Consider the following 18,445-nt stretch of genomic DNA (forward strand, 5'->3'; position numbering starts at 1 on the left):
GCCGGGCCGTCGCCCCCGGATTCCCCCAGGTCAGAGGTCCATTTCGAGCCGCAGCGCGACCTCCCGAAAGGTGTCCGAGAGCCGGCTCACGGCGTCCGACGGCGGGTGCGGCAGCCGGGCGAGCAGGACGCGGCGACGTTCGGACGGGCCGCCACGAACCGGGAGCAGGCGGACGCCCGGCGGGAGGACCGGGGCGATCGACGGGGGCGCCGTGGTGATGCCGCAGCCGGCGGCGACGAGGTGGAGCTTGGCGAGCCAGTCGCGGGCGGTGTGGGCGATGTCGGGGCGCTCGTCGAGGCCCGGCCAGACACCCATGAGGTGCTCGTGGCGCGAGCCGGCGATCCAGCGCTGGCCGTGGAGGTCCGCGACGTCGACGTACTCCCCGCGGGCGAGCGGGTGCGCCGCGGGGACGGCGACGGCCAGGCTGCGCTCCGTGAGCGTCTGCACGTGCAGAGCGGGGGTTTCGGTGTCCGGCGGGCGGAACGGCGGCGCCGACGCGATCAGCGCCAGGTCGACCGTGCCCGCGCGCAACGCCCGGACCAGCGCGGGTGTGCTGCCCTCGCGCGTGGTCACGCTGATGGCCGGGTGGGTGCGGCGCAGCTGCTCGAGCGCCTCGGGCACGAGCGCGGCGCCGGCACTGGCGAACCAGCCGAGGCGCACGGTGCCGTGGCCGTCGGGCAGACCGGCCAGGTCACGCGCCGCGGCGTCGACCGCGTCGACGACCGCGGCGGCGCGGCGCACGACGAGCCGGCCCGCGGGGGTGAGGCGCACGCCGTCGTGGCGGCGTTCGACGAGCGGCGCGCCCGCGGCTCGTTCGAGGGAAGCGATCTGGCGCGAGACGGCGGACTGGGTGTAGCCGAGCGCGGCGGCCGCGGCCGTGAACGAGCCGCGCTCCGCCACCTCCCGGAACACGCGCAGCGCCGTGAGCGACGCATCGGTGAAGGCCATGCCGACTACGCATACCCCACGTGCGACACTTTCGCTACCGGCATGCCCGCACGAAGCCTAGCGTTGCCGGTATGGACCTGATCAAAACTCCGTTCGGCTTCGCCAGCACGGCCGCCGAGGTCGCCGAGGGCGTCGACCTCACCGGTCGCCGCGCCGTGGTCACCGGGGCGGCGTCCGGGATCGGCGTGGAGACCGCTCGGGCGCTGGCCGCCACGGGCGCCGAGGTGACCCTCGCCGTGCGCGACACCGCCGCCGGAGAGCGGACCGCCAAGGACATCACCGCGACCACCGGCAGCACCGCCGTGCGCGTGGCCGAGCTCGACCTGACCGAACCGGCGTCGATCACCGCGTTCACGACCGCGTGGGACGGTCCGCTGCACGTGCTCGTGAACAACGCCGGCGTGATGGCGTCGCCCGAGCAGTACACGGCGCAGGGCTGGGAGTGGCAGTTCGCGACCAACCACATCGGACACTTCGCCCTCGCCACCGGCCTCCACCCCGCGCTCGCCGCGGACGGCGTGGCGCGGATCGTCGCCGTCAGCTCCAGCGGGCACCAGCTGTCGCCGGTCGTGTTCGACGACGTGCACTTCGCCCTGCGCCGCTACGACCGGTGGCTCGCGTATGGACAGTCCAAAACCGCCAACGTCCTGTTCGCCGTCGAAGCGACCCGGCGCTGGGCCCGCGACGGCATCACGGCGAACGCGGTGATGCCCGGCGGGATCTTCACCAACCTGCAGCGGCACACCGAAGGCCGCGGCAGCGGATCCGTCCCGCCGGAACTGATGAAGACGCCGGAGCAGGGCGCGGCGACGTCGGTGCTGGTGGCCACCTCGCCGGTGCTCGAGGGCATCGGCGGGCGCTATTTCGTCGACTGCGCCGAGACACCGACGATCGACCGCCGGGGCGAGGTGCCACAACTGCACGGCGTGGCCCGGTTCGCCCTGGATCCGGCGAACGCGGAACGCCTGTGGGAATACACCTCACGAGTGCTGGAGGAAGCATGACCGTCGCACTGGTCACCGGCGCCACCCAAGGCTTGGGGCTGGCGCTCGTCGAGGGGCTGGCGCAGCGGCTGTCCACTGAGGACACCGTGTACCTGACCGGGCGGAACCTCGGGCGCGTCACGGAAGCGGTGGACGCGCTGCCGGCGGGCGGGGCGCGCGTGCGCGGTGAGCTGCTGGACGTCGCCGACCCCGCGTCGGTCGTCCGGCTCGCCACGACGCTGCGCGAACGCCACGGCGGGGTCGACGTCGTGTTCGGCAACGCGGTGATGCGGGTCGGCCCGGACGACGACCCGCGGGAGATCGTCGAGGAGTACGTGAACGTCAACAACTTCGGCACCACGCGCCTGCTGCGGGCATTCGCGCCGCTATTGCGTGACGGCGGCAAACTCCTCGTCGTCGCGAGCTCGCTCGGCACGCTGAACCAGCTCGCCCCCGTGCTGCACGACCGGTTCGACGGCCTGACCTCGCTGGACGACGTCGACAAGGCCGTCTCGGCCTGGCGCGACGCGGTCCTGGACGGCAGCGCCCGCGCCGGCGCGTGGCCGGGATTCGTGAACATCCCGTCGAAGATCGGGCAGGTGGCGGCGGTGCGCGCGCTGGCCGCGAGCCGCCGCGAGCTGGACGCCGAGCGCGGCGTCCTCATCGCGGCGGTGTGCCCGGGGATGATGAACACGCCGACTTCCGCGCTGTGGTGGGACGTCAGCACGGCCCCCAGCCCCGCCGCGGCGGCCGTGCCGTTGCTCGACTTGGCGTTGTCACCGGCGGACCCGGAGTTCTACGGGCAACTGGTCCGGTACGGCACCGTCCTGTCGTGGGGAGCTGTCACAAGATCGTGACGCTCCGGTCGACGGGCGCGCACACCCGGTCACGACGCTGAGCCGGACCGTGGTTCTCACCCGAGAAGGAGTGCGTGTCCGTGAAAGTCCGAAGTGTGCTGGCCGCCGTGGCGGCCGCGGTGTCCGTGGCCGCCCTGGCCGCGGTGCCGGCGTCGGCGATCGTCGGCGGGGTGCAGTCTCCGCACGCGTACCCGTTCACCGGCGCCCTGATCCGGCCCGGCGAGGGGCCGAACCCCGACGGGCAGGTGTGCGGGGTGACGCTGATCGCGCCGCAGTGGGTGGTCACGGCTTCCCACTGCGCGCGCAACACGTACGAGCAGCAGGTCGGCCAGCCGAGCGACTGGTCGGTGCGGCTCGGCTCGACGAGCAAAACGTCGGGAGGTGAACTCATCCCGGTCGAGAAGTACGTGCGGCGGTCGAACGGCCCGCAGCTGCACTACGTCTTCGGCAAGGACATCGCGCTGCTCAAGCTGGCGCACCCGGCGAAGGCGAAGCCGATCGGAGTCGCCACGGCGGCTCCGGCACCGGGCACCCCGGCGAGGATCATCGGCTGGGGCTCCACGTGCACGGACAAGGCGTGTTACCCCGACGAGCTGCGCGAAGCCGACACCCAGGTCCAGGCGACCAGCACCTGCCAGGTCAGCTTGACCGATCTCTGCATCGGAGCGGTCGACGGCAGCGTCGGACCGGGCAACCTGGACTCCGGCGGGCCCGCCCTGGTGAAGAACGGCGCCGACTGGGTGCTGGCGGGCGTGGTCAGCGGCGGCGATACCGACTCGCCGGGCATCTACACGAACGCCGCCACTTACCACGACTGGATCGCCGAGAACACCGACGGCGAACGCCACCCGACGCTCGACGGAGCCGCCCGGGTCGACGCGTGCTCGGGGTCCATCGTGCGCAAATCCGGCGCGGCGGCGGCGGATCCGGCACTGTTCCTCACCAACGGCCACTGCGTCAAGGGCGACCGCCCCGCGGCCGGCTCGGCGGTGACGGACCGCGCCGAGGCCCGTGACGTGTCCGTACTGGACGCCGCGGGCAACCCGAAGTCCACTGTGCACACGACGAAACTGTTGTACGCCACCATGACCGGCACCGACATCGCGCTGTACCAGCTGGACAAGACCTACGCCCAGCTCGGCGGCGTCAAGGTGTTCGACCTCGGCACCGCGGAAGCCACGCAAGCCGAGCAGGTCAACGTGCTCTCGGGTGACTCGAGGAAAACCTGGGCGTGCGCCGTCGCGAACATCGTCCCGGAACTGCGCGAGGGCGGCTACAGCATGCACCACGCCATCCAGTACAACGAAGACTGCTCCCCCGGCGGCGGCGACTCGGGCTCCCCGATCCTCGACGCGCACACCGGCCAGGTCGTCGGCATCCACAACACCTCCAACGGCCAGGGCGGCGTCTGCACGGACGGCAACCCCTGCGAGGTCGACGACAGCGGCGTCGTGTTCGTCCACATGAGCCGGTCGTACGGCGAACAGACGTCGGGAATTCCCGCTTGTCTCGGTGCGGGTTCCACTGTGGATCTATCGCTGGCCGGGTGCGGGCTGACGAAACCGAGGGCTTGATCGGTCAGTGGCGAGCCCCGGGCCTTCGACGACGAAGGCCCGGGGCCCTCCCCGAAACCGGACGATCCGGATGATCACAAGTTCATCTCCGGAACCCGACTCCGCACCATGATCCGGCAGGATTCACACCATGCGTTTGTCTGGAAGACTCAGCGCCGCAGCCTGTGTGCTCGCGGCTGCGGCGGGGTGTGCGGCCGGAGGGCCTGCCACGAATGTCGGAGTGCTCGCCACTAACTCGGCGCCGGCGAGCACCACGGCCACGACCGGTGCGCCACCGTCGTCGTTCGTGGCGGCGGCGTCGCCGGAGCGGTTGAGTGCGGCGTGCCCGTTCCTGGACGCCGATGAGGTCAAGCGAGCCCTCGCCGACAGCGACGTCTACGAGAGCAGCGAAGAAGCGCCGACCCACCAGGACGGCCTGGTCTCGTTCAGCTGCGACTACCAGCGCCCCGGCGACCCGGATCGCGTGCTGGGCAGCCTGACTGTGATCGCCCCGCCGACGGAACACTCCGTGGCACAGGCGCTTGCGGTGTCGATGCAGAGCTGCAGCGACAAACCGAAGCCCCTGACCGGATCCGCGATCTACTGCACGAACGACGACCAGCAGTCCGAGGACACGTACATCACCATCGCCAAGGAGAGTCACGGCGAGATCCGCGTGGCGTTGCTCGATCTGACCGGCCCACCGGTCGACGGGAAGACCGACGCGTACGCCGAGCTCGCGGAGAAGGTCGCCGGGCGGTTGTGATCAGGTCAGGGCCGGCGCCAGGGTGAGCAGGTGGTCGATGCCCTCGCCGAACGGGGTGCCCATCGGTGGCAGCAGGGTGACGTGGTCCGCGCCCGCCGCGAGGTGGGCGTGGGCGAGGTCCGCGACGGAGTCCGGGCCGCCACAAGCGACCAGTGCACGAACCACGTCGTCGCCGGCGGTGGGGTAGCCGAAGTCGGCGATGGTCGACGCGAAGGACGGGCGGGCGAGCCACGCCGAGACGGTGTGGCGGGCCGTCTCGAGGGAGTCCGCGATGGACAGGCCCACGACCAAGTGCTTGTCCGGCCCGAGGATGCGGCGCGCCGACGCCGTGTGTTCCGGGGGCAGGCCGGCGGGCAGGGCGCCGTCCGCGAGGTCGGCGGCGAGGGCGAGCATCTTCGGGCCGTTGGCGCCCAGGATGGTCGGGAACGAAGCCGTCGGCGCCGGGGGCGAGGTGTCCGCGGACAGGCCTGCGAGGTAGTCCCGCATGGTCGAGAGCGGCGGGCCGAACGAGCGGCCCACGCTCTCGGCCTGCTGCGGGTACCCGACGCCCAAACCCAAGGTGAAGCGGCCCGGAAACGCTTGCGCCAGGTACGCCGCCGCGGCGTGAGCGGTTTGGGGTGGGCGCGCCCAGATGGTGGCGACGCAGGTGCCGAACGACAGCTCCGACGTCGCACTGAGGAGGACGGCCAGCTGGGTGAACGCGTCCTTGCCGATGACCTCGTTCGTCCACACCGTGCGGTAGCCCGCGGTCTCCAGGCGCCGCACGGCGGCCAGCTGCTCGGAGACCGGCGGGGTGACCGTGAAGTTCACCGGGAGGCACACGCCGACGTTCATCGCGCTCACCGGGCGAAGTAGTGGCCGGCGTCGAGGTCGGCGAGCAGGCCCGGGTGGGACGGGCGCCAGTCGAGCAGCTGCTGCGTCGCCGCGCTGGAGGCGGGCATGTCGGCGGAGAAAACGCCGCCCAGCCAGCCGAAGTGGTCCACCGCCTTCTCGACCGGGATGGACTCGACGGGCAGGCCGAGGTGTTTGCCGATGCGCTCGGCGAGATCGCGCACGGGGATGCCCTCGTCGCCGACAGCGTGCAGGCGGGTGCCGGCAGGGGCGTGCTCGAGGGCGAGGCGGTAGAGGCGGGCGGCGTCGAGGCAGTGCACGGCCGGCCACGCGTTCGTGCCGTCGCCGGGGTAGGCCGACACGCCGCGGGTGCGGGCCGTCGCGATCAGGACCGGCACGAAGCCGTGGCGGTCTTCGTCGCTGTGGACCGACCGCGGGAGCCGCACGACGGAACCGCGAACGCCGCGCGTGGCCAGGGAAACGACCACCTCCTCGGCGGCGAGGCGCCCGGCGGCCAGCGAGCCCGCTTCGGGCACGGTCGACTCCGTCGCGACACCGTCCGGGACGCTCGGCGTACCCGAGCTGATCACGAACGGCCGGCCCGTGCCGGCGAGCGCCTCGCCGAGGGCTTCGACGGCATGGCGGTCGGCGGCGATGGAGCGCTCGAAGTCGCTGAAGTCGTGGATGAAGGCGGTGTGGATGACACCGTCGGCGGCGGCGACGCCCGCGCGCAGGCTCTCGAGGTCTTCGAGGCTGCCGCGGTGGACGTCGGCGCCGGCCGCGGCGAGCTTGGCCGCGGAGGCGTCGGAGCGGGCCAGGCCGAGCACCTGGTGCCCGGCGCCGAGCAGCTCCCGCACGACCGCGGTCCCGACGAACCCGGTGGCGCCGGTGACGAACACGCGCATGGTGGAGGACTCCTTCGACAAGGGATGAACCGGTCCTTCAACCCTGCCGCCGGATCCGGGTCCGCGGCCAATGAAACGTTCGTATCGCGCAATACGGTTTGCGCATCACCACAGGTAGAGTGCGCGTCATGCCGGTTGACCTTGACCTCCGCCTCGTGCACTGCTTCACGGTTGTCGCCGAACACCGCCACTTCGGCCGCGCGGCGGACGCGCTGCACGTGACGCAGCCTTCGCTGAGCCGCCAGATCCGCCGGCTCGAGCAGCAGCTGGGTGCACGCCTGCTGGACCGCACGCCGCAGGGCAGCCGGCTCACGGAGGCGGGTGAGGTGTTCCTGCCGCAGGCCAGGGCGCTGCTGCGGACCGCGGCCCAGACCATCGCGAGCACACAGGCGGCGGCGCGGCCCAGCCGGCTCAACGTCGGGTACGCAAGTGGCCTCATCGTCACGCCCGCCGTGCGCGAGCTGCGCCACCTGCACCCGGACGCCGAAGTCCAGACGCTGCACGTCGCGTTCGACGACGTGCGCGCGTCGCTGCTGGAGCACCGCATCGACGCCGTCGTGAGCCGGCTGCCGTTCCCGACCGAGGGGCTGCACGTGACGGTGCTCTACGACCAGCCGCGCGTGGTGATCGTGCCGCTGGAGCACCGGCTGGCGGGCAAGGAGTCCGTGACGCTCGACGACATCGCCGACGAGCCCCTGCCGCGGCTGCGCGACTCCGATCCGGAGTGGAGCGCCTACTGGCGCATCGAACCGCGGCCCGACGGCCGGCCCGCGCCCGACGGCCCCGTGATCGACGCGCTCGAGGACAAGTTCGAGCTCGTGGCGGCGGGGCAGGCGGTGGCGATCTCCGCAGGTCACAACGTGCGTGCGCTGCGGCCGGACATCACGTCCGTGCCGCTGGAGGACGTCGAACCCGCGCACGTCGTGCTCGCCACGCGGGCCGACGACCGCAGCCGGTTGGTCGCCGCGTTCCGCAAGTGCGCCCAAGCACAGCTGACGGGGCGCTAAAGTGAACGGGAGTTGAACGAAAGGGAGCTCACCCGTGCACTGACTCACCGTGCATCCGCGGCCTGCCCACCGCCCCTCGCGCCCCGACCAGAACCTGCACGACCACGAGGACTACCGATGAGCTCCGAGAACCACACCGCGCCGCCGCGGCAGGCGCCCCGGACGCTGGCCGAGCTGACCGCGGGCCCGTCCTGGATGATCGAGCGCAGCCCGACGACCGGTCAGTGGAGCACGGCCGAATGGCGTGGTGGCACCTGGCAGATCGGCCTGACCCCGGTGCGCCACGGCGTGGTGGCCGCGATGCTGTGGTCGAGCGACGAGCTCGTCGACCACGTCCGCGGCGGCGAGGCGACCGTGTGCGCCAAGGTGCTGGGGTGGTTCGGCGACATCGCGCGGCACCGGAGCGCGGGCTGAGTTGCCCGGCCCCGCAGGGAAATCCCGCGCGAGGAGCCGGCGCGGCGAATGACCACAAAGGCCTGAGCCGGGGTGGCGCCGGGCGAACCCCGCGCCACCACCGCGCTCAGTAGTCCTCGGGGTCGTCCACGACGTGCACGGCGGCTTCTTCCGCCGAGGCCGCGCCACCGTCGATGCCGACGTCGGAGGCGTAGAGCTCCTCATCGGTGTCTTCGCCGCTGCCTTCGTTGGCGGCGACCAGGCGGCCCGCGCGGAAGTCGCCCAGTTCCTCGTCGATGAGCTCGCCGTCGGTGTCCTCACTGTCGCCCAGGTCGTCGCCCTCTTCGGGTTGCACGTCGGGCAGTTCGCGGGCCAGCCGGCCTTCCCAGCTCTCGCCCTCGCGCTCTTCTTCGGGCGTCGTACCGAACTCGTCGACTTCGAGCGGGCGCTCCGGCGGGGAGTAGCCCTCGTCGTACGGGTCGCCGTCCTCGAGGGTGTCCTCCGGGTCCAGCACGCCGGTGTCGGCGTTGTCCTCGATGTCGTCGTCCACGGACGGCTCCTCTCTCCGGCGCATTCAGTCTCGCGCCACTTCGCGGAAGTTACCAGGCGGCCGTTCTTCAGCGCGGCTGCAGGATCCCCGACGACAGCGACGACGCGGTCAGGTGCTTGTACCCGACGCTCGTGAAGTACACGAGCAGCTCGTGGTCGTCCTTGCTGAGCAGCCGGCCGTCGCCCCACAGGCGGTGGTGCACGGGGACGCCACTGGTCACGGTCGGCTTGGCGTGCGCCGCGTTGTGCGCAGCCTGGTCGTTGTCGCAGTTTTCGCACGGGGGCACGTAGTTCTCGCCGAAGTACGCCAGCAGTTCGGCTCGCCGGCAGCGCGTGCTCTCCGCGTACTCGCGCGCGGCTTCGATCCGGCTGCTGAGCACGGCTTGCCGGCGCCGGTCCAGCGCAACGAGCTGGTCGGCGAGCTCCGCCGGCGGCGCCAGCTGCCGCTTGCAGCCGACGACGCGGTGGTGCCCCGTGCCCGAAACGCTCACGAACCCCAGCTCGGCGAGCTCGTTGACGACGCGCTCGACGGCGTGCGCCGGGGCGCCCGCGGCCTTCACCAGGTCGGCCAGCGGCGCCGTCGCGGGGGTGTTCTCGACGGCGTCGACGACGAGGTGCACGGTGTCCTCGCCCAGGTGCGTGCGCGCGGCGAGCAGGCGCGGGATCCGGATGGTGCGCGGGTCGTGGACGAGCACCGCGCTCGCGGGCTCGCCGTCGCGGCCGGCGCGGCCGATTTCCTGGTAGTAGTCGTCGATGCTGGCGGGGACGCCCGCGTGCACGACCGTGCGGATGTCGGGCTTGTCGATGCCCATGCCGAACGCGCTCGTGGCCACCACGACGTCGAGCTTTCCCGCGAAGAACCGGTCCTGGACGTCGGCGCGCGCGGCCGCGCTCATGCCGCCGTGGTAGGGCGCCGCGTGGAACGCGTCGAGGCGCAGGCGGTCGGCGAGGGCCTCGCAGCGGGCGTGGGTCAGCGCGTAGACGAGGGCCGGTGTGTCGTGCTGGATGAGCACGTCGACGCACCGGTCGTCCACGGCCCGCGCCTCGGGTTTGTGCGGCTGCGTCTGGCGCATCGACAGCGAGATGTTCGGCCGGTCGAAGTCCGCGACGACCACGTGCGCGTCGCGCATCCCCAGCCGGCGTGTGATGTCCGCCTGCACCGGCGGCGAAGCCGTGGCCGTCAACGCGAGGATCGGCGGCCGCCCCAGCTCCGCGATGGCGTCGACCAGCCGCAGGTACTCGGGGCGGAACTCCTGCCCCCACTCGCTGACCAGGTGCGCCTCGTCGACGACGAACAGCGTGACCGCACGGGCGCCGTTCCGGATCGCGTCACGGGTCTCGGGGTTGGTGAGCTGCTCTGGTCCGATGTAGAGGAAGTCGAGCTCGCCCTTCGCCAGCTTCTCGACGGTTTCGCGGCGCTCGTGGACCTTCTGCGTCGAGTTCAGCAGCTCGGCCTGGATCTCGCGAGCACCGTACGGACGCCCGGCGAGCGAGCGCCGCTGATCCCGCTGCAGCGCGATGAGCGGCGAGATGACCAGCGTCAGCCCGCCGAACGCGAGGCCCGCGACCTGGTAGATCGCGCTCTTGCCGCTGCCCGTGGGCAACACCGCGAGCGTGTCGCGCCGGCCGGCCACGGCGTCGGCCGCCTCGACCTGCGAGGGCCGCAACGTGAAGTCGAACAACACACTCGCCACGTCGGCGGGGGTCGGTCGTGAGCTCGTCATGGTGTCGAAGGTACTTGCCACACCAGGCGTGCCGTCAGGACGCACTCCGCGCGTAGTGCTCGTGGAGCTTGCCGACGTGGTCCGCCCAGAACAGCTGCCGGTCGCCGATGGATCGTGGCACGGCGAAGTTCTTGGCGCGGGCCAGCGCGTAGAACCCCGGTCCGGCGTCGTTGCTGTCGAGGTACTGCACCAGCGCGCTGATCAGCAGCCCGCCTGAAGCGGCGAACGCGTCCTCGGAGATCCGCTCGAGCAGGAACCCCATGGCCGCGCGCTCGCCGTCGAGGGCGAAGTCGAACCCCCTCGACCCGGTGCGGTTGACCAGAGCCGCGTTGAACTCCGTGTACGAAGTCGTGCGCCTCATCGCGGCGCGCTCAACCAGGAAACCCCGTCCGGCCTGGGCCAGCCGGCCCCACTCGTCGTCGTCGCGTCCGTGCCGCACCGCCACACCGAACTCCCCTCGACCGACCGCTGCAGTCGGCGCCGTGTCCGACAGTCGTCAGTCGTCGGCCGACGGGGATTTGCTACAGGGGGCCGTACGAAGCCGCCCGGCTCGTGGTGGGAGCCGGGCGGCGGGGTCACTGGTGCAGCTGCTGGGCCCAGTCCCGGGGCAGGCGGTCGGCCGGGCCGGGGGCGCTCTGTGTGAGGGGGTGGTGGACGGGCGGCGCGAGGTCGGGGCCGCGTTCGTACATCGTTTCGTCGGCGTAGTCCCAGAACCACTCTTCGCCCGGTTCGAAGCTGCGGACGAGGCGGTGGCCGGACGAGGCGGCGTGCGCGCTGGCGTGCTGGCCGGGCGACGAGTCGCAGCAGCCGATGTGGCCGCACTGCGCGCAGCGGCGCAGGTGGAACCACCAGCCTTGCGGGGTGGCCGCATCGCAGTCGGCGCAGCCGGTGCCACTGGGCGGCACAGCGGGGTCGACACCCTCCACGGGTCATCTCCTAACCGAGGGAAAGTCCTGTCGCATAAGCATAATCACAAACGGGGGGCTTGTTCCGCCAGCTGCCACAGGTACAGGCACGCCAGCGTGCGGTAGGGCCGCCACGGTTCGGCCAGCCGCGTGAGTTCGGCGGGGGTCGGCGCGGCGGCGAGGCCGTAGGCCTTCTGCACGATCCGCCGCAGCTCCAGGTCGCCCGTGGGCAGCACGTCGGGGCGGTGCAGGTGGAACATCAGGAACATGTCGGCGGTCCACACGCCGATGCCCTTGACCACGTCGAGCTTCGCGATGACCTCGTCGTCGGGCAGGCCGGCGAGCGCGTCGAGGTCGAGGGCGCCCGAGAGGAGGCAGTCGGCGAGCGAGCGCAGCGACACGGTCTTCGCGCGCGACAGGCCGGCGGCCGCGCGCAGCTCCTCCGGGTCGTCGGCCAGCAATTCCTCCGGCGTGGGCAGCCGGCCGCCGAAGCGGTCCTTCAGCCTGCGGAAGATCGAACGCGACGCGTGGATCGAGATGTTCTGGCTGACGATCGCCCGCACGAGTACGCCGTAGCTGTCCTTCGGGATGTCGGGGTCACCGGAGGACTCCGGGTCCGGCGGCAGCGCCGGCAGTGCGCCGACGATGCCGTCCATGACCCGGCCGAGGACCTCGTCGGCCTGCCTCAAGTGCTCCTCGGGCGTCATCGGCGAGATGCTACGCGAGGTCAGGTGGGGTGAGCCCGAAAACTACATCGTCTGGGTCATGCCACCGTCGATCAGGACGTCGGTGCCGGTGACGTTGCCGGCGCGGTCGCTCGCCAGGAACGTCACGAGGTCGGCGACCTCCTCGGGCCGGGTGAACCGGCCGGTCACGGAGTCCGCCGCGGCCTTCGCGGCGACGTTGCCGGGCTCGGCGCCCAGTGCGCCGCCGACCGTCTCGGCCACGCCGCCCTTCCCGAGCCACAGATCGGTGGCGACGGGGCCGGGGCTGACGGTGTTCACGCGGACACCCCGCGCGCCGACCTCCTTCGACAGCGATTTGAAGAAGCTGAGGCAAGCGGCCTTCGCGGCGCTGTAGTCGATGACGAGCGGGTCCGGCAGCGTCGCGTTCACCGAGCACACCGTCACGATCGCGCCCTGGCGCTCCATCAGCGACGGCAGCGCCGCCCGCGTGGTGCGCACCGCCGACATGAGGTCGAGGTTCAGCGTCGCCAGCCAGTCTTCGTCGGTCACGGACGTGAAGCCGTCCGGGCGAGGCCGGACGAAGCCGACGTTGTTGACCAGCACGTCGATCCCGCCGACGCGCGTCACCGCTTCCTCGACCACCCGCGCGGCGCCCTCGGGCGTGCCGAGGTCGATCGCCACGGCCTCCACCGGGAGCTCCTTGAGGTCACCGTCGACGTTGCGGGCCGCGGCGACCACGCGCACGCCCTCCTCGACGAGCGACCGCGTCACCGCCAGCCCGATCCCGCGGCTCGCGCCCGTGACGAGCGCGGTTTTGCCCCGCAGCCGAAGATCCATCGCAGACTCCCTCGAGTTGGCGGTTGCCCGGCGAGCCTACTGCGACCGGAGGCTCGCTCCGCGTCAAGATCGCGGCACCAGCGCCACCGCCTGGATCTCCAGCAGCAGGTGCGGGTGCGGCAGCTGGTGCACCGCCACGGTCGTGCGCGTCGGGCCGTCCTCGGTGAAATATTCGCCGTAGACCTCGTTGTAGCCGCGGAAGTCGTTCATGTTCACCAGGTACGTGGTCACTTGGACGAGGTCGGCCAGGTCGGCGCCGACCTCCGCGAGCAGGTCGCGGATGTTGTCCAGCACAGCGGCCGTCTGCACGCGGATGTCCAGCCGCGTGGCGCCGAACTCGTCGGCTTCGGCGCCGGCGATCGTGTTGTCCGGGCGGCGGCTGCTCGTGCCCGACACGTACACGAACCCGCCGGCCACCTTGAGGTGCGGGAACCGGCCGCGCGGGGTCGCCTTGCCGTCGACCGTCCTGGCGTCGGTCATGGGAGCCTCCTGGTCAGCGGGGAGCGGACGTGACGCGCAGCCGCACCCGGCCGAGGCCGGACACGGTGGCGCTGACGGTGCCGGCCGAAGCCAGCGCGACGGCCGGGGTGCCCGCGCCGGCGAGCAGCAGGTCACCCGCGCGCAGCGGGATGTCGTACGTGCCGGCCAGGCGGACAGCGGCGCTCACCGCGCGCAGCGGGTCGCCGAGGATCGCCGCGGTGGAGCCGTTTTCGGCGAGCCGTCCGTCGATTTCGAGGGCGACCCCGCGGTTGTCGAGCGACGCCGGCAGCGGCTGCCACGCGCCGATCACGAAGCCGGCCGCCGAGGTGTTGTCGGCGACGACGTCGGCCAGGTTGAAGCGGAAATCGCGGTAGCGCGAGTCGATGATCTCCAGCGCCGGCGCCACCGCGTCGACGGCTTCGGCGACGTTGCCCGTCCACCCGTGCGGGTCGAGGTCCCGGGCCAGCCGGAACGCGACCTCCGGCTCGGCCCGGGGGTGCACGTACCCGCCGAGCCAGATCTCCGCGCCGTCGTCGACCCGCATCCGGGAGGTCAGCTGGCCGATGATCACGTCGGAGACGCCCATCTGCGCGGCCTTGGCGCGGCTGGTGAACCCGAGCTTCACGCCGACTCGGGTTTCCCCGCGGTCGAGCCGCCGGGTCACCAGGGCGTGCTGCACCTCGTACGCCTGGGCGAGCGACAGGTCGTGCTCGGCCGAGAGCTGGGGTTCGGGCACGCGGTCGCGTGCGGCGTCGTCGAGGCGCGTCGCGAGTGCGGTGAGGTCGGTCATCGGGCCACCGCCAGCAAATCGAGGGCGACGTCGACGATCATGTCCTCCTGGCCGCCGACGAGGCCGCGACGCCCGACTTCGACGAGGATGTCGCGGGCGTCGAGGCCGTAGCGGGTCGCGGCGCGTTCGGCGTGCAGCAGGAAGCTGGAGTACACGCCCGCGTAGCCGAGGGTCAGCGTCTCGCGGTCCACGCGCACGGGCCGCTCCTGCAGCGGCCGCACGAGGTCGTCGGCGGCGTCCTGGAGGGCGAACGGGTCGCAGCCGTGCTCCCAGCCGAGCAGGTCGGCGACGGCGATGAACGCTTCGATCGGCGTGTTCCCGGCACCGGCGCCCTGGCCGGCGAGCGATGCGTCGACGCGGAACGCGCCGTGCTCGACGGCGGTGACGCTGTTGGCCACGGACAGCGAGAGGTTCTCGTGGGCGTGGATGCCGATCTCGGTCCCGGGCGACAGGACCGAGCGGTACGCGTCAACGCGCTCGGCGACGTCGCGCATCGTCAGGCGGCCGCCGGAATCGGTGACGTACACGCAGTGCGCGCCGGCCTGTTCCATGATCTTCGCCTGGGCGGCGAGCCCCGCCGGCGAATTCAGGTGGCTGAGCATGAGGAATCCGGCGACGTCCATGCCGTGCTCCCGCGCCCAGCCGAGGTGTTGGATCGCGATGTCGGCCTCGGTGCAGTGCGTGGCGATGCGGACGCTGGTGACGCCGAGGTCCCGCGCGGCCCGCAGGTCGTCGATCGTCCCGACCCCGGGGAGCAGCAGGGTGGTGAGCTTGGCGTTCTCCACCACCTCGGCCGCCGCGGAGATCCAGGCCGCGTCGGCGGCCGCACCGTGGCCGTAGATCACGCTGGAGCCGGCGAGCCCGTCGCCGTGCGCGACCTCGATCGCCGCGACGCCGGCGGCGTCGAGCGCGGCCGCGATCTCGCGCACCTGCCCGGTCCGGTACTGGTGGCCGATGGCGTGCATGCCGTCCCGCAGGGTCACGTCCTGCACGTAGATCCCGGTCATCGCGACCCCTTCAGTTCGAGCAGCCGTTCGGCGGTGCGCAGGGCCGCGGACGTCATGATGTCGAGGTTCCCGGCGTAGTCCGGCAGGTAGTGGCCCGCGCCCGTCACCTCGAGGAACACCGAGACCTTCGTGCCGCGGAACGGCCGGCCGAGCCCGGGCACGAAGGGGTGGTCGACGGGGTCGAACTGCACCTGCTGCTTGAGCCGGTAGCCGGGCACGTATTTCTGCACCTGCGCCACCATGTCCTCCACGGACGCGCTCACAGCCGCTTCGTCCACTTCGGATCCGTCGGCGCCGTCGGATCCGTCGACGAGGCAGAACACCGTGTCCCGCATCTTCATCGGCGGCTCGGCCGGGTTGAGGATGATCACGGCCTTGCCGCGTCCGGCGCCACCGACGACTTCGAGCGCCCGCGCGGTGGTTTCCGTGAACTCGTCGATGTTGGCGCGCGTGCCCGGGCCGGCGGAGCGCGACGCGATGGACGCGACGATCTCCGCGTACGCCACCGGCGTCACGGCCGAGACCGCGGCGACGATCGGCGTGGTCGCCTGCCCGCCGCAGGTGACCATGTTGACGTTCGGCGCGCCCAGGTGGTCGTCGAGGTTGACCGTCGGCACCACGTACGGCCCGATCGCCGCGGGGGTCAGGTCGACGACGGCTTTGCCGTGTTCCCGCAGCACCTCGTAGTTGTGGTGGTGCGCGGCGGCCGAGGTCGCGTCGAACACGAGCCGCACGTCGGCGAACTCCGGCAGGCCGACGAGTCCCCGCACACCGTCGGCGGTCGTGGCGATGCCGAGCCGCCGCGCCCGCGCGAGACCGTCGGAGTCCGGGTCGATCCCGACGAGCGCGGCCACGTCGAGCTGTTCGGACAGGCGTTTGACCTTGACCATCAAGTCGGTGCCGATGTTGCCGGAACCGATGATCGCGACGGGCGTGCCCATCAGGAATCCTCCTTCGCGCCGGTGAACGTCACGCGGACGTCGCCGATGTCTTCGAAGCGGGCCAGGTACGCACCCGGCCCGGGCACGGGCACCATCGGCCCCCACGCACCCGCGAGCACGACCTCGCCCGCCCGCAGCGGCTCGCCGCGCCGGGCGACCTCCGCCGCGAGCCACGCGACCGCGTTGGCCGGCGCGCCGAGGCAGGCCGCGCCCACGCCCGTCGACACGGGTTCGCCGCGGTGCTCCAGGCTCAGGCCGAGCGCCGGCAGGTCGAGCGCCGTCAGCTTCTTCGGTGTGGTTCCGAGCACGACCGCGCCGCTGGACGCGTTGTCCGCCACGGTGTCGGTGATGGTGATGTCCCAGCCGGCCACCCGCGAGTCGACGATCTCGATGGCGGGCAGCACGAACTCCGTCGCGCGCAGCACGTCGACGATCGTCGCGCCCGCCGGCAGGTCGGCGCCGAGCACGAACGCGACCTCACCTTCGACGCGCGGTTGCAGGAACGCCGCCAGCGGAACCTCGGCCCGGTCCCCGAACACCACGTCGTCGAGCAGCACCCCGAAATCGGGCCGGTCGACGCCGAGCTGACGTTGCACGGCCGGTGACGTCAGGCCGATCTTGCGGCCGACGACCCGGCGGTCCGGGTCATCGGCGAGCTTGCGCGCCAGCACGTCGGCCTGCACGGCGTAGGCCGCGTCCACATCGGACACGAGGTCGCGCACGGGTGCCGCGGGCACCCGGTCCCGCTCGGCCCGCAGCAGCCGATCGGCGGCGGCGAGAGTGGCGGAGGTGGTGGTCGTCATCAGACCTCACAGCTGGACGCAGATGTTGGTGGGCTCGCTGTAGAAGTGCAGCGAGTGCACGCCGCCCTCGCGGCCGATGCCGGACAAGCCGGCCCCGCCGAAGGGCGAACGCAGATCACGCAGGTACCAGGTGTTCACCCAGGACATGCCGACGCGCAGCGCGGCGGCGACGCGGTGGCCGCGTTCGAGGTTCGTGGTCCACACGGACGACGCGAGGCCGTACTCGGTGTCGTTGGCCAGGCGGATCGCCTCGTCCTCGGTGTCGAACGGGAGGAGCGCGGCGACGGGGCCGAAGATCTCCTCGCGCACGATCCGCGCGGAATTGTCCACACCGGACCACAGCGCGGGCTCGAGCCAGGCTCCCCCGGCGAGTTCGGGGCCGAGCTCCGGGATCCCGCCGCCGGCGAGCAGCTGCGCGCCTTCCTGTTCGGCGATCGTGTAGTACGACCTGACCTTCTCCCGGTGGGTGTGGGAGATCAGGGGCCCGGTGGTCGTCGCGGGGTCGTCGGGCCGGCCGAACCGCAGCCCCTTCGCGCGGGCCGCGAGCCCGGCGGCGACCTCGTCGAAGATCCCGCGCTGCACGTAAACGCGCTCGGTGCACAGGCAGATCTGGCCGCTGTTGGTGAACACGGACCGTTCGAGGCCGTCGATCGCCCGGTCCACCTCGGCGTCGTCGAACACGATCGCCGCGTTCTTCCCGCCCAGCTCGAACGAAACCGGCCGCACGTGCGGCGCGACGGCCCGCATGATCACCGAACCCGTGGCCGATTCGCCGGTGAAGGTGATGCCGTCGACGCCCGGGTGCGTCGTGAGGAACTCCCCCGCGGAGTCCGGGCCGAAGCCGTGCACCACGTTGAACGCACCGGCCGGCATCCCGGCCTCGGCCAGGATCTCCGCCAGCAGCGTCGCGCTCGACGGCGTCTCCTCCGACGGTTTGACGACCACGGCGTTGCCGCTCGCCAGCGCCGGCGCGACCTTCCACGTGAGCAGCAGCAGCGGCAGGTTCCACGGCACGATGACCCCGACGACACCCAGCGGCTTGCGGATCGCGTAGTTCAGCGCCTGCCCGGTCGGGGTGTCGGTGAGGAAGGAGTCGAGACCGGTGCCCGCGATGATGTCGGCGGCGGCGCGGAAGTTGGCCGACGCGCGCCGCACGTCGAGGTTGGTCGCCAGCGCGACGGGTTTGCCGGTGTCCGCGATCTCGGCGGCGAGCAGGTCGTCGAAGCGCTCCTCGATCCGGTCGGCGATCCGGCGCAGCAGCGTGACGCGCTCGGTCGCCGTGGTCCGGCCCCACGCGCCGTCGAGCGCGGCCCGGGCACTGCGCACTGCGCGGTCCACCAGCTCCTGATCGGCTTCGTGCACCTTCGCGACGAGCGAGCCGTCGACCGGGCTGATCTTGTCGAACGTGCGGGGACCGTCGGCGAACTCCCCGCCGACGAAGGCGCGCAGCTCCTGCACGTCCCGGTTGAGAGACATCGGG

21 protein-coding genes are annotated in these 18,445 nt (G+C 72.1%); 6 read left to right on the top strand and 15 right to left on the bottom strand.

The features are described 5' to 3' along the window. Window positions 1–30 precede the first annotated feature (30 nt). Entirely contained in the window at window positions 31–948 is a 918-nt protein-coding gene (locus tag ACIA77_RS35795; protein WP_395890499.1) for a LysR family transcriptional regulator, read from the bottom strand. 71 nt (window positions 949–1,019) lie between these two features. On the opposite strand from ACIA77_RS35795, the gene ACIA77_RS35800 reads away from it, so the two are divergent. From ACIA77_RS35800 to ACIA77_RS35815, 4 genes are all read left to right on the top strand, one after another. Next, window positions 1,020–1,952, top strand: coding sequence for an SDR family NAD(P)-dependent oxidoreductase (locus ACIA77_RS35800; protein ID WP_395890500.1), 933 nt, complete (start codon window positions 1,020–1,022; stop codon window positions 1,950–1,952). Then, the gene (locus tag ACIA77_RS35805) at window positions 1,949–2,788 is read left to right on the top strand and encodes an SDR family NAD(P)-dependent oxidoreductase (RefSeq protein WP_395890501.1); all 840 of its coding nucleotides are present in this window, start codon (window positions 1,949–1,951) and stop codon (window positions 2,786–2,788) included. The genes ACIA77_RS35800 and ACIA77_RS35805 overlap by 4 nt, the downstream gene beginning before the upstream one ends. Window positions 2,789–2,868: 80 nt before the next feature. After that, window positions 2,869–4,362 (top strand): trypsin-like serine protease, encoded by a 1,494-nt coding sequence (locus ACIA77_RS35810; RefSeq protein ID WP_395890502.1) that lies wholly within the window; start codon window positions 2,869–2,871, stop codon window positions 4,360–4,362. Between the two features lie 220 nt (window positions 4,363–4,582). Beyond that, window positions 4,583–5,107, top strand: a complete 525-nt coding sequence (locus tag ACIA77_RS35815) for a hypothetical protein (RefSeq protein WP_395890503.1) — start codon at window positions 4,583–4,585, stop codon at window positions 5,105–5,107. Here ACIA77_RS35815 and ACIA77_RS35820 read toward each other — a convergent pair whose 3' ends face one another. Both ACIA77_RS35820 and ACIA77_RS35825 read right to left on the bottom strand, forming a co-directional pair. Next, window positions 5,108–5,941 (bottom strand): LLM class flavin-dependent oxidoreductase, encoded by an 834-nt coding sequence (locus ACIA77_RS35820; RefSeq protein WP_395890504.1) that lies wholly within the window; start codon window positions 5,939–5,941, stop codon window positions 5,108–5,110. It abuts the gene before it with no gap. A gap of 5 nt (window positions 5,942–5,946) precedes the next feature. Next, window positions 5,947–6,843 carry an SDR family oxidoreductase gene (locus tag ACIA77_RS35825; protein WP_395890506.1) on the bottom strand — a complete coding sequence of 299 codons (897 nt, stop codon included), beginning with the start codon at window positions 6,841–6,843 and terminating at the stop codon, window positions 5,947–5,949. 128 nt (window positions 6,844–6,971) lie between these two features. Between ACIA77_RS35825 and ACIA77_RS35830 the strand changes: the two genes are divergently transcribed. Further along, complete coding sequence (locus ACIA77_RS35830; protein WP_395890507.1) at window positions 6,972–7,850, top strand: LysR family transcriptional regulator; 879 nt, start codon at window positions 6,972–6,974, stop codon at window positions 7,848–7,850. 117 nt (window positions 7,851–7,967) lie between these two features. Then, window positions 7,968–8,264, top strand: a complete 297-nt coding sequence (locus ACIA77_RS35835; RefSeq protein ID WP_395890508.1) for a hypothetical protein — start codon at window positions 7,968–7,970, stop codon at window positions 8,262–8,264. Window positions 8,265–8,370: 106 nt separating this feature from the next. Here ACIA77_RS35835 and ACIA77_RS35840 read toward each other — a convergent pair whose 3' ends face one another. From ACIA77_RS35840 to ACIA77_RS35895, 12 genes are all read right to left on the bottom strand, one after another. After that, window positions 8,371–8,793 (bottom strand): DUF5709 domain-containing protein, encoded by a 423-nt coding sequence (locus tag ACIA77_RS35840; RefSeq protein WP_395890509.1) that lies wholly within the window; start codon window positions 8,791–8,793, stop codon window positions 8,371–8,373. Window positions 8,794–8,860: 67 nt separating this feature from the next. After that, complete coding sequence (locus ACIA77_RS35845; protein WP_395890510.1) at window positions 8,861–10,516, bottom strand: RecQ family ATP-dependent DNA helicase; 1,656 nt, start codon at window positions 10,514–10,516, stop codon at window positions 8,861–8,863. A 34-nt stretch (window positions 10,517–10,550) separates the two neighbouring features. Continuing rightward, window positions 10,551–10,961 (bottom strand): hypothetical protein, encoded by a 411-nt coding sequence (locus ACIA77_RS35850; protein ID WP_395890511.1) that lies wholly within the window; start codon window positions 10,959–10,961, stop codon window positions 10,551–10,553. Between the two features lie 130 nt (window positions 10,962–11,091). After that, on the bottom strand, window positions 11,092–11,442 hold the full coding sequence (locus tag ACIA77_RS35855) for a UBP-type zinc finger domain-containing protein (protein ID WP_395890512.1): 351 nt from the start codon (window positions 11,440–11,442) through the stop codon (window positions 11,092–11,094). 44 nt (window positions 11,443–11,486) lie between these two features. Further along, the gene (locus ACIA77_RS35860) at window positions 11,487–12,128 is read right to left on the bottom strand and encodes a DNA-3-methyladenine glycosylase family protein (RefSeq protein ID WP_395890513.1); all 642 of its coding nucleotides are present in this window, start codon (window positions 12,126–12,128) and stop codon (window positions 11,487–11,489) included. A 42-nt stretch (window positions 12,129–12,170) separates the two neighbouring features. Next, window positions 12,171–12,944, bottom strand: coding sequence for an oxidoreductase (locus ACIA77_RS35865; RefSeq protein ID WP_395890514.1), 774 nt, complete (start codon window positions 12,942–12,944; stop codon window positions 12,171–12,173). Between the two features lie 63 nt (window positions 12,945–13,007). Next, on the bottom strand, window positions 13,008–13,424 hold the full coding sequence (locus ACIA77_RS35870) for a RidA family protein (protein ID WP_395890515.1): 417 nt from the start codon (window positions 13,422–13,424) through the stop codon (window positions 13,008–13,010). Between the two features lie 13 nt (window positions 13,425–13,437). Then, window positions 13,438–14,214, bottom strand: coding sequence for a 2-keto-4-pentenoate hydratase (locus ACIA77_RS35875; RefSeq protein WP_395890516.1), 777 nt, complete (start codon window positions 14,212–14,214; stop codon window positions 13,438–13,440). Further along, entirely contained in the window at window positions 14,211–15,221 is a 1,011-nt protein-coding gene (dmpG, locus tag ACIA77_RS35880) for a 4-hydroxy-2-oxovalerate aldolase (RefSeq protein WP_395890517.1), read from the bottom strand. The genes ACIA77_RS35875 and dmpG overlap by 4 nt, the downstream gene beginning before the upstream one ends. Further along, the gene (locus tag ACIA77_RS35885) at window positions 15,218–16,162 is read right to left on the bottom strand and encodes an acetaldehyde dehydrogenase (acetylating) (RefSeq protein WP_395890518.1); all 945 of its coding nucleotides are present in this window, start codon (window positions 16,160–16,162) and stop codon (window positions 15,218–15,220) included. Before ACIA77_RS35885 ends, dmpG begins: the two co-directional genes overlap by 4 nt. Beyond that, window positions 16,162–16,965 (bottom strand): 2-keto-4-pentenoate hydratase, encoded by an 804-nt coding sequence (locus ACIA77_RS35890; RefSeq protein WP_395890519.1) that lies wholly within the window; start codon window positions 16,963–16,965, stop codon window positions 16,162–16,164. The genes ACIA77_RS35885 and ACIA77_RS35890 overlap by 1 nt, the downstream gene beginning before the upstream one ends. A gap of 6 nt (window positions 16,966–16,971) precedes the next feature. Further along, entirely contained in the window at window positions 16,972–18,441 is a 1,470-nt protein-coding gene (locus ACIA77_RS35895; protein ID WP_395890520.1) for a 2-hydroxymuconic semialdehyde dehydrogenase, read from the bottom strand. Window positions 18,442–18,445: the final 4 nt, after the last annotated feature.

The organism is Amycolatopsis sp. NPDC051903 (assembly GCF_044452505.1).
GTDB lineage: Bacteria > Actinomycetota > Actinomycetes > Mycobacteriales > Pseudonocardiaceae > Amycolatopsis.

Coding starts and splice junctions, on each gene's coding strand:
- ACIA77_RS35795 (WP_395890499.1), bottom strand. CDS start 948: ATGGCCTTCACCGATGCGTCGCTCACGGCGCTGCGCGTGTTCCGGGAG.
- ACIA77_RS35800 (WP_395890500.1), top strand. CDS start 1,020: ATGGACCTGATCAAAACTCCGTTCGGCTTCGCCAGCACGGCCGCCGAG.
- ACIA77_RS35805 (WP_395890501.1), top strand. CDS start 1,949: ATGACCGTCGCACTGGTCACCGGCGCCACCCAAGGCTTGGGGCTGGCG.
- ACIA77_RS35820 (WP_395890504.1), bottom strand. CDS start 5,941: ATGAACGTCGGCGTGTGCCTCCCGGTGAACTTCACGGTCACCCCGCCG.
- ACIA77_RS35825 (WP_395890506.1), bottom strand. CDS start 6,843: ATGCGCGTGTTCGTCACCGGCGCCACCGGGTTCGTCGGGACCGCGGTC.
- ACIA77_RS35830 (WP_395890507.1), top strand. CDS start 6,972: ATGCCGGTTGACCTTGACCTCCGCCTCGTGCACTGCTTCACGGTTGTC.
- ACIA77_RS35835 (WP_395890508.1), top strand. CDS start 7,968: ATGAGCTCCGAGAACCACACCGCGCCGCCGCGGCAGGCGCCCCGGACG.
- ACIA77_RS35845 (WP_395890510.1), bottom strand. CDS start 10,516: ATGACGAGCTCACGACCGACCCCCGCCGACGTGGCGAGTGTGTTGTTC.
- ACIA77_RS35860 (WP_395890513.1), bottom strand. CDS start 12,128: ATGACGCCCGAGGAGCACTTGAGGCAGGCCGACGAGGTCCTCGGCCGG.
- ACIA77_RS35865 (WP_395890514.1), bottom strand. CDS start 12,944: ATGGATCTTCGGCTGCGGGGCAAAACCGCGCTCGTCACGGGCGCGAGC.
- ACIA77_RS35870 (WP_395890515.1), bottom strand. CDS start 13,424: ATGACCGACGCCAGGACGGTCGACGGCAAGGCGACCCCGCGCGGCCGG.
- ACIA77_RS35875 (WP_395890516.1), bottom strand. CDS start 14,214: ATGACCGACCTCACCGCACTCGCGACGCGCCTCGACGACGCCGCACGC.
- dmpG (WP_395890517.1), bottom strand. CDS start 15,221: ATGACCGGGATCTACGTGCAGGACGTGACCCTGCGGGACGGCATGCAC.
- ACIA77_RS35885 (WP_395890518.1), bottom strand. CDS start 16,162: ATGGGCACGCCCGTCGCGATCATCGGTTCCGGCAACATCGGCACCGAC.
- ACIA77_RS35890 (WP_395890519.1), bottom strand. CDS start 16,965: ATGACGACCACCACCTCCGCCACTCTCGCCGCCGCCGATCGGCTGCTG.
- ACIA77_RS35895 (WP_395890520.1), bottom strand. CDS start 18,441: ATGTCTCTCAACCGGGACGTGCAGGAGCTGCGCGCCTTCGTCGGCGGG.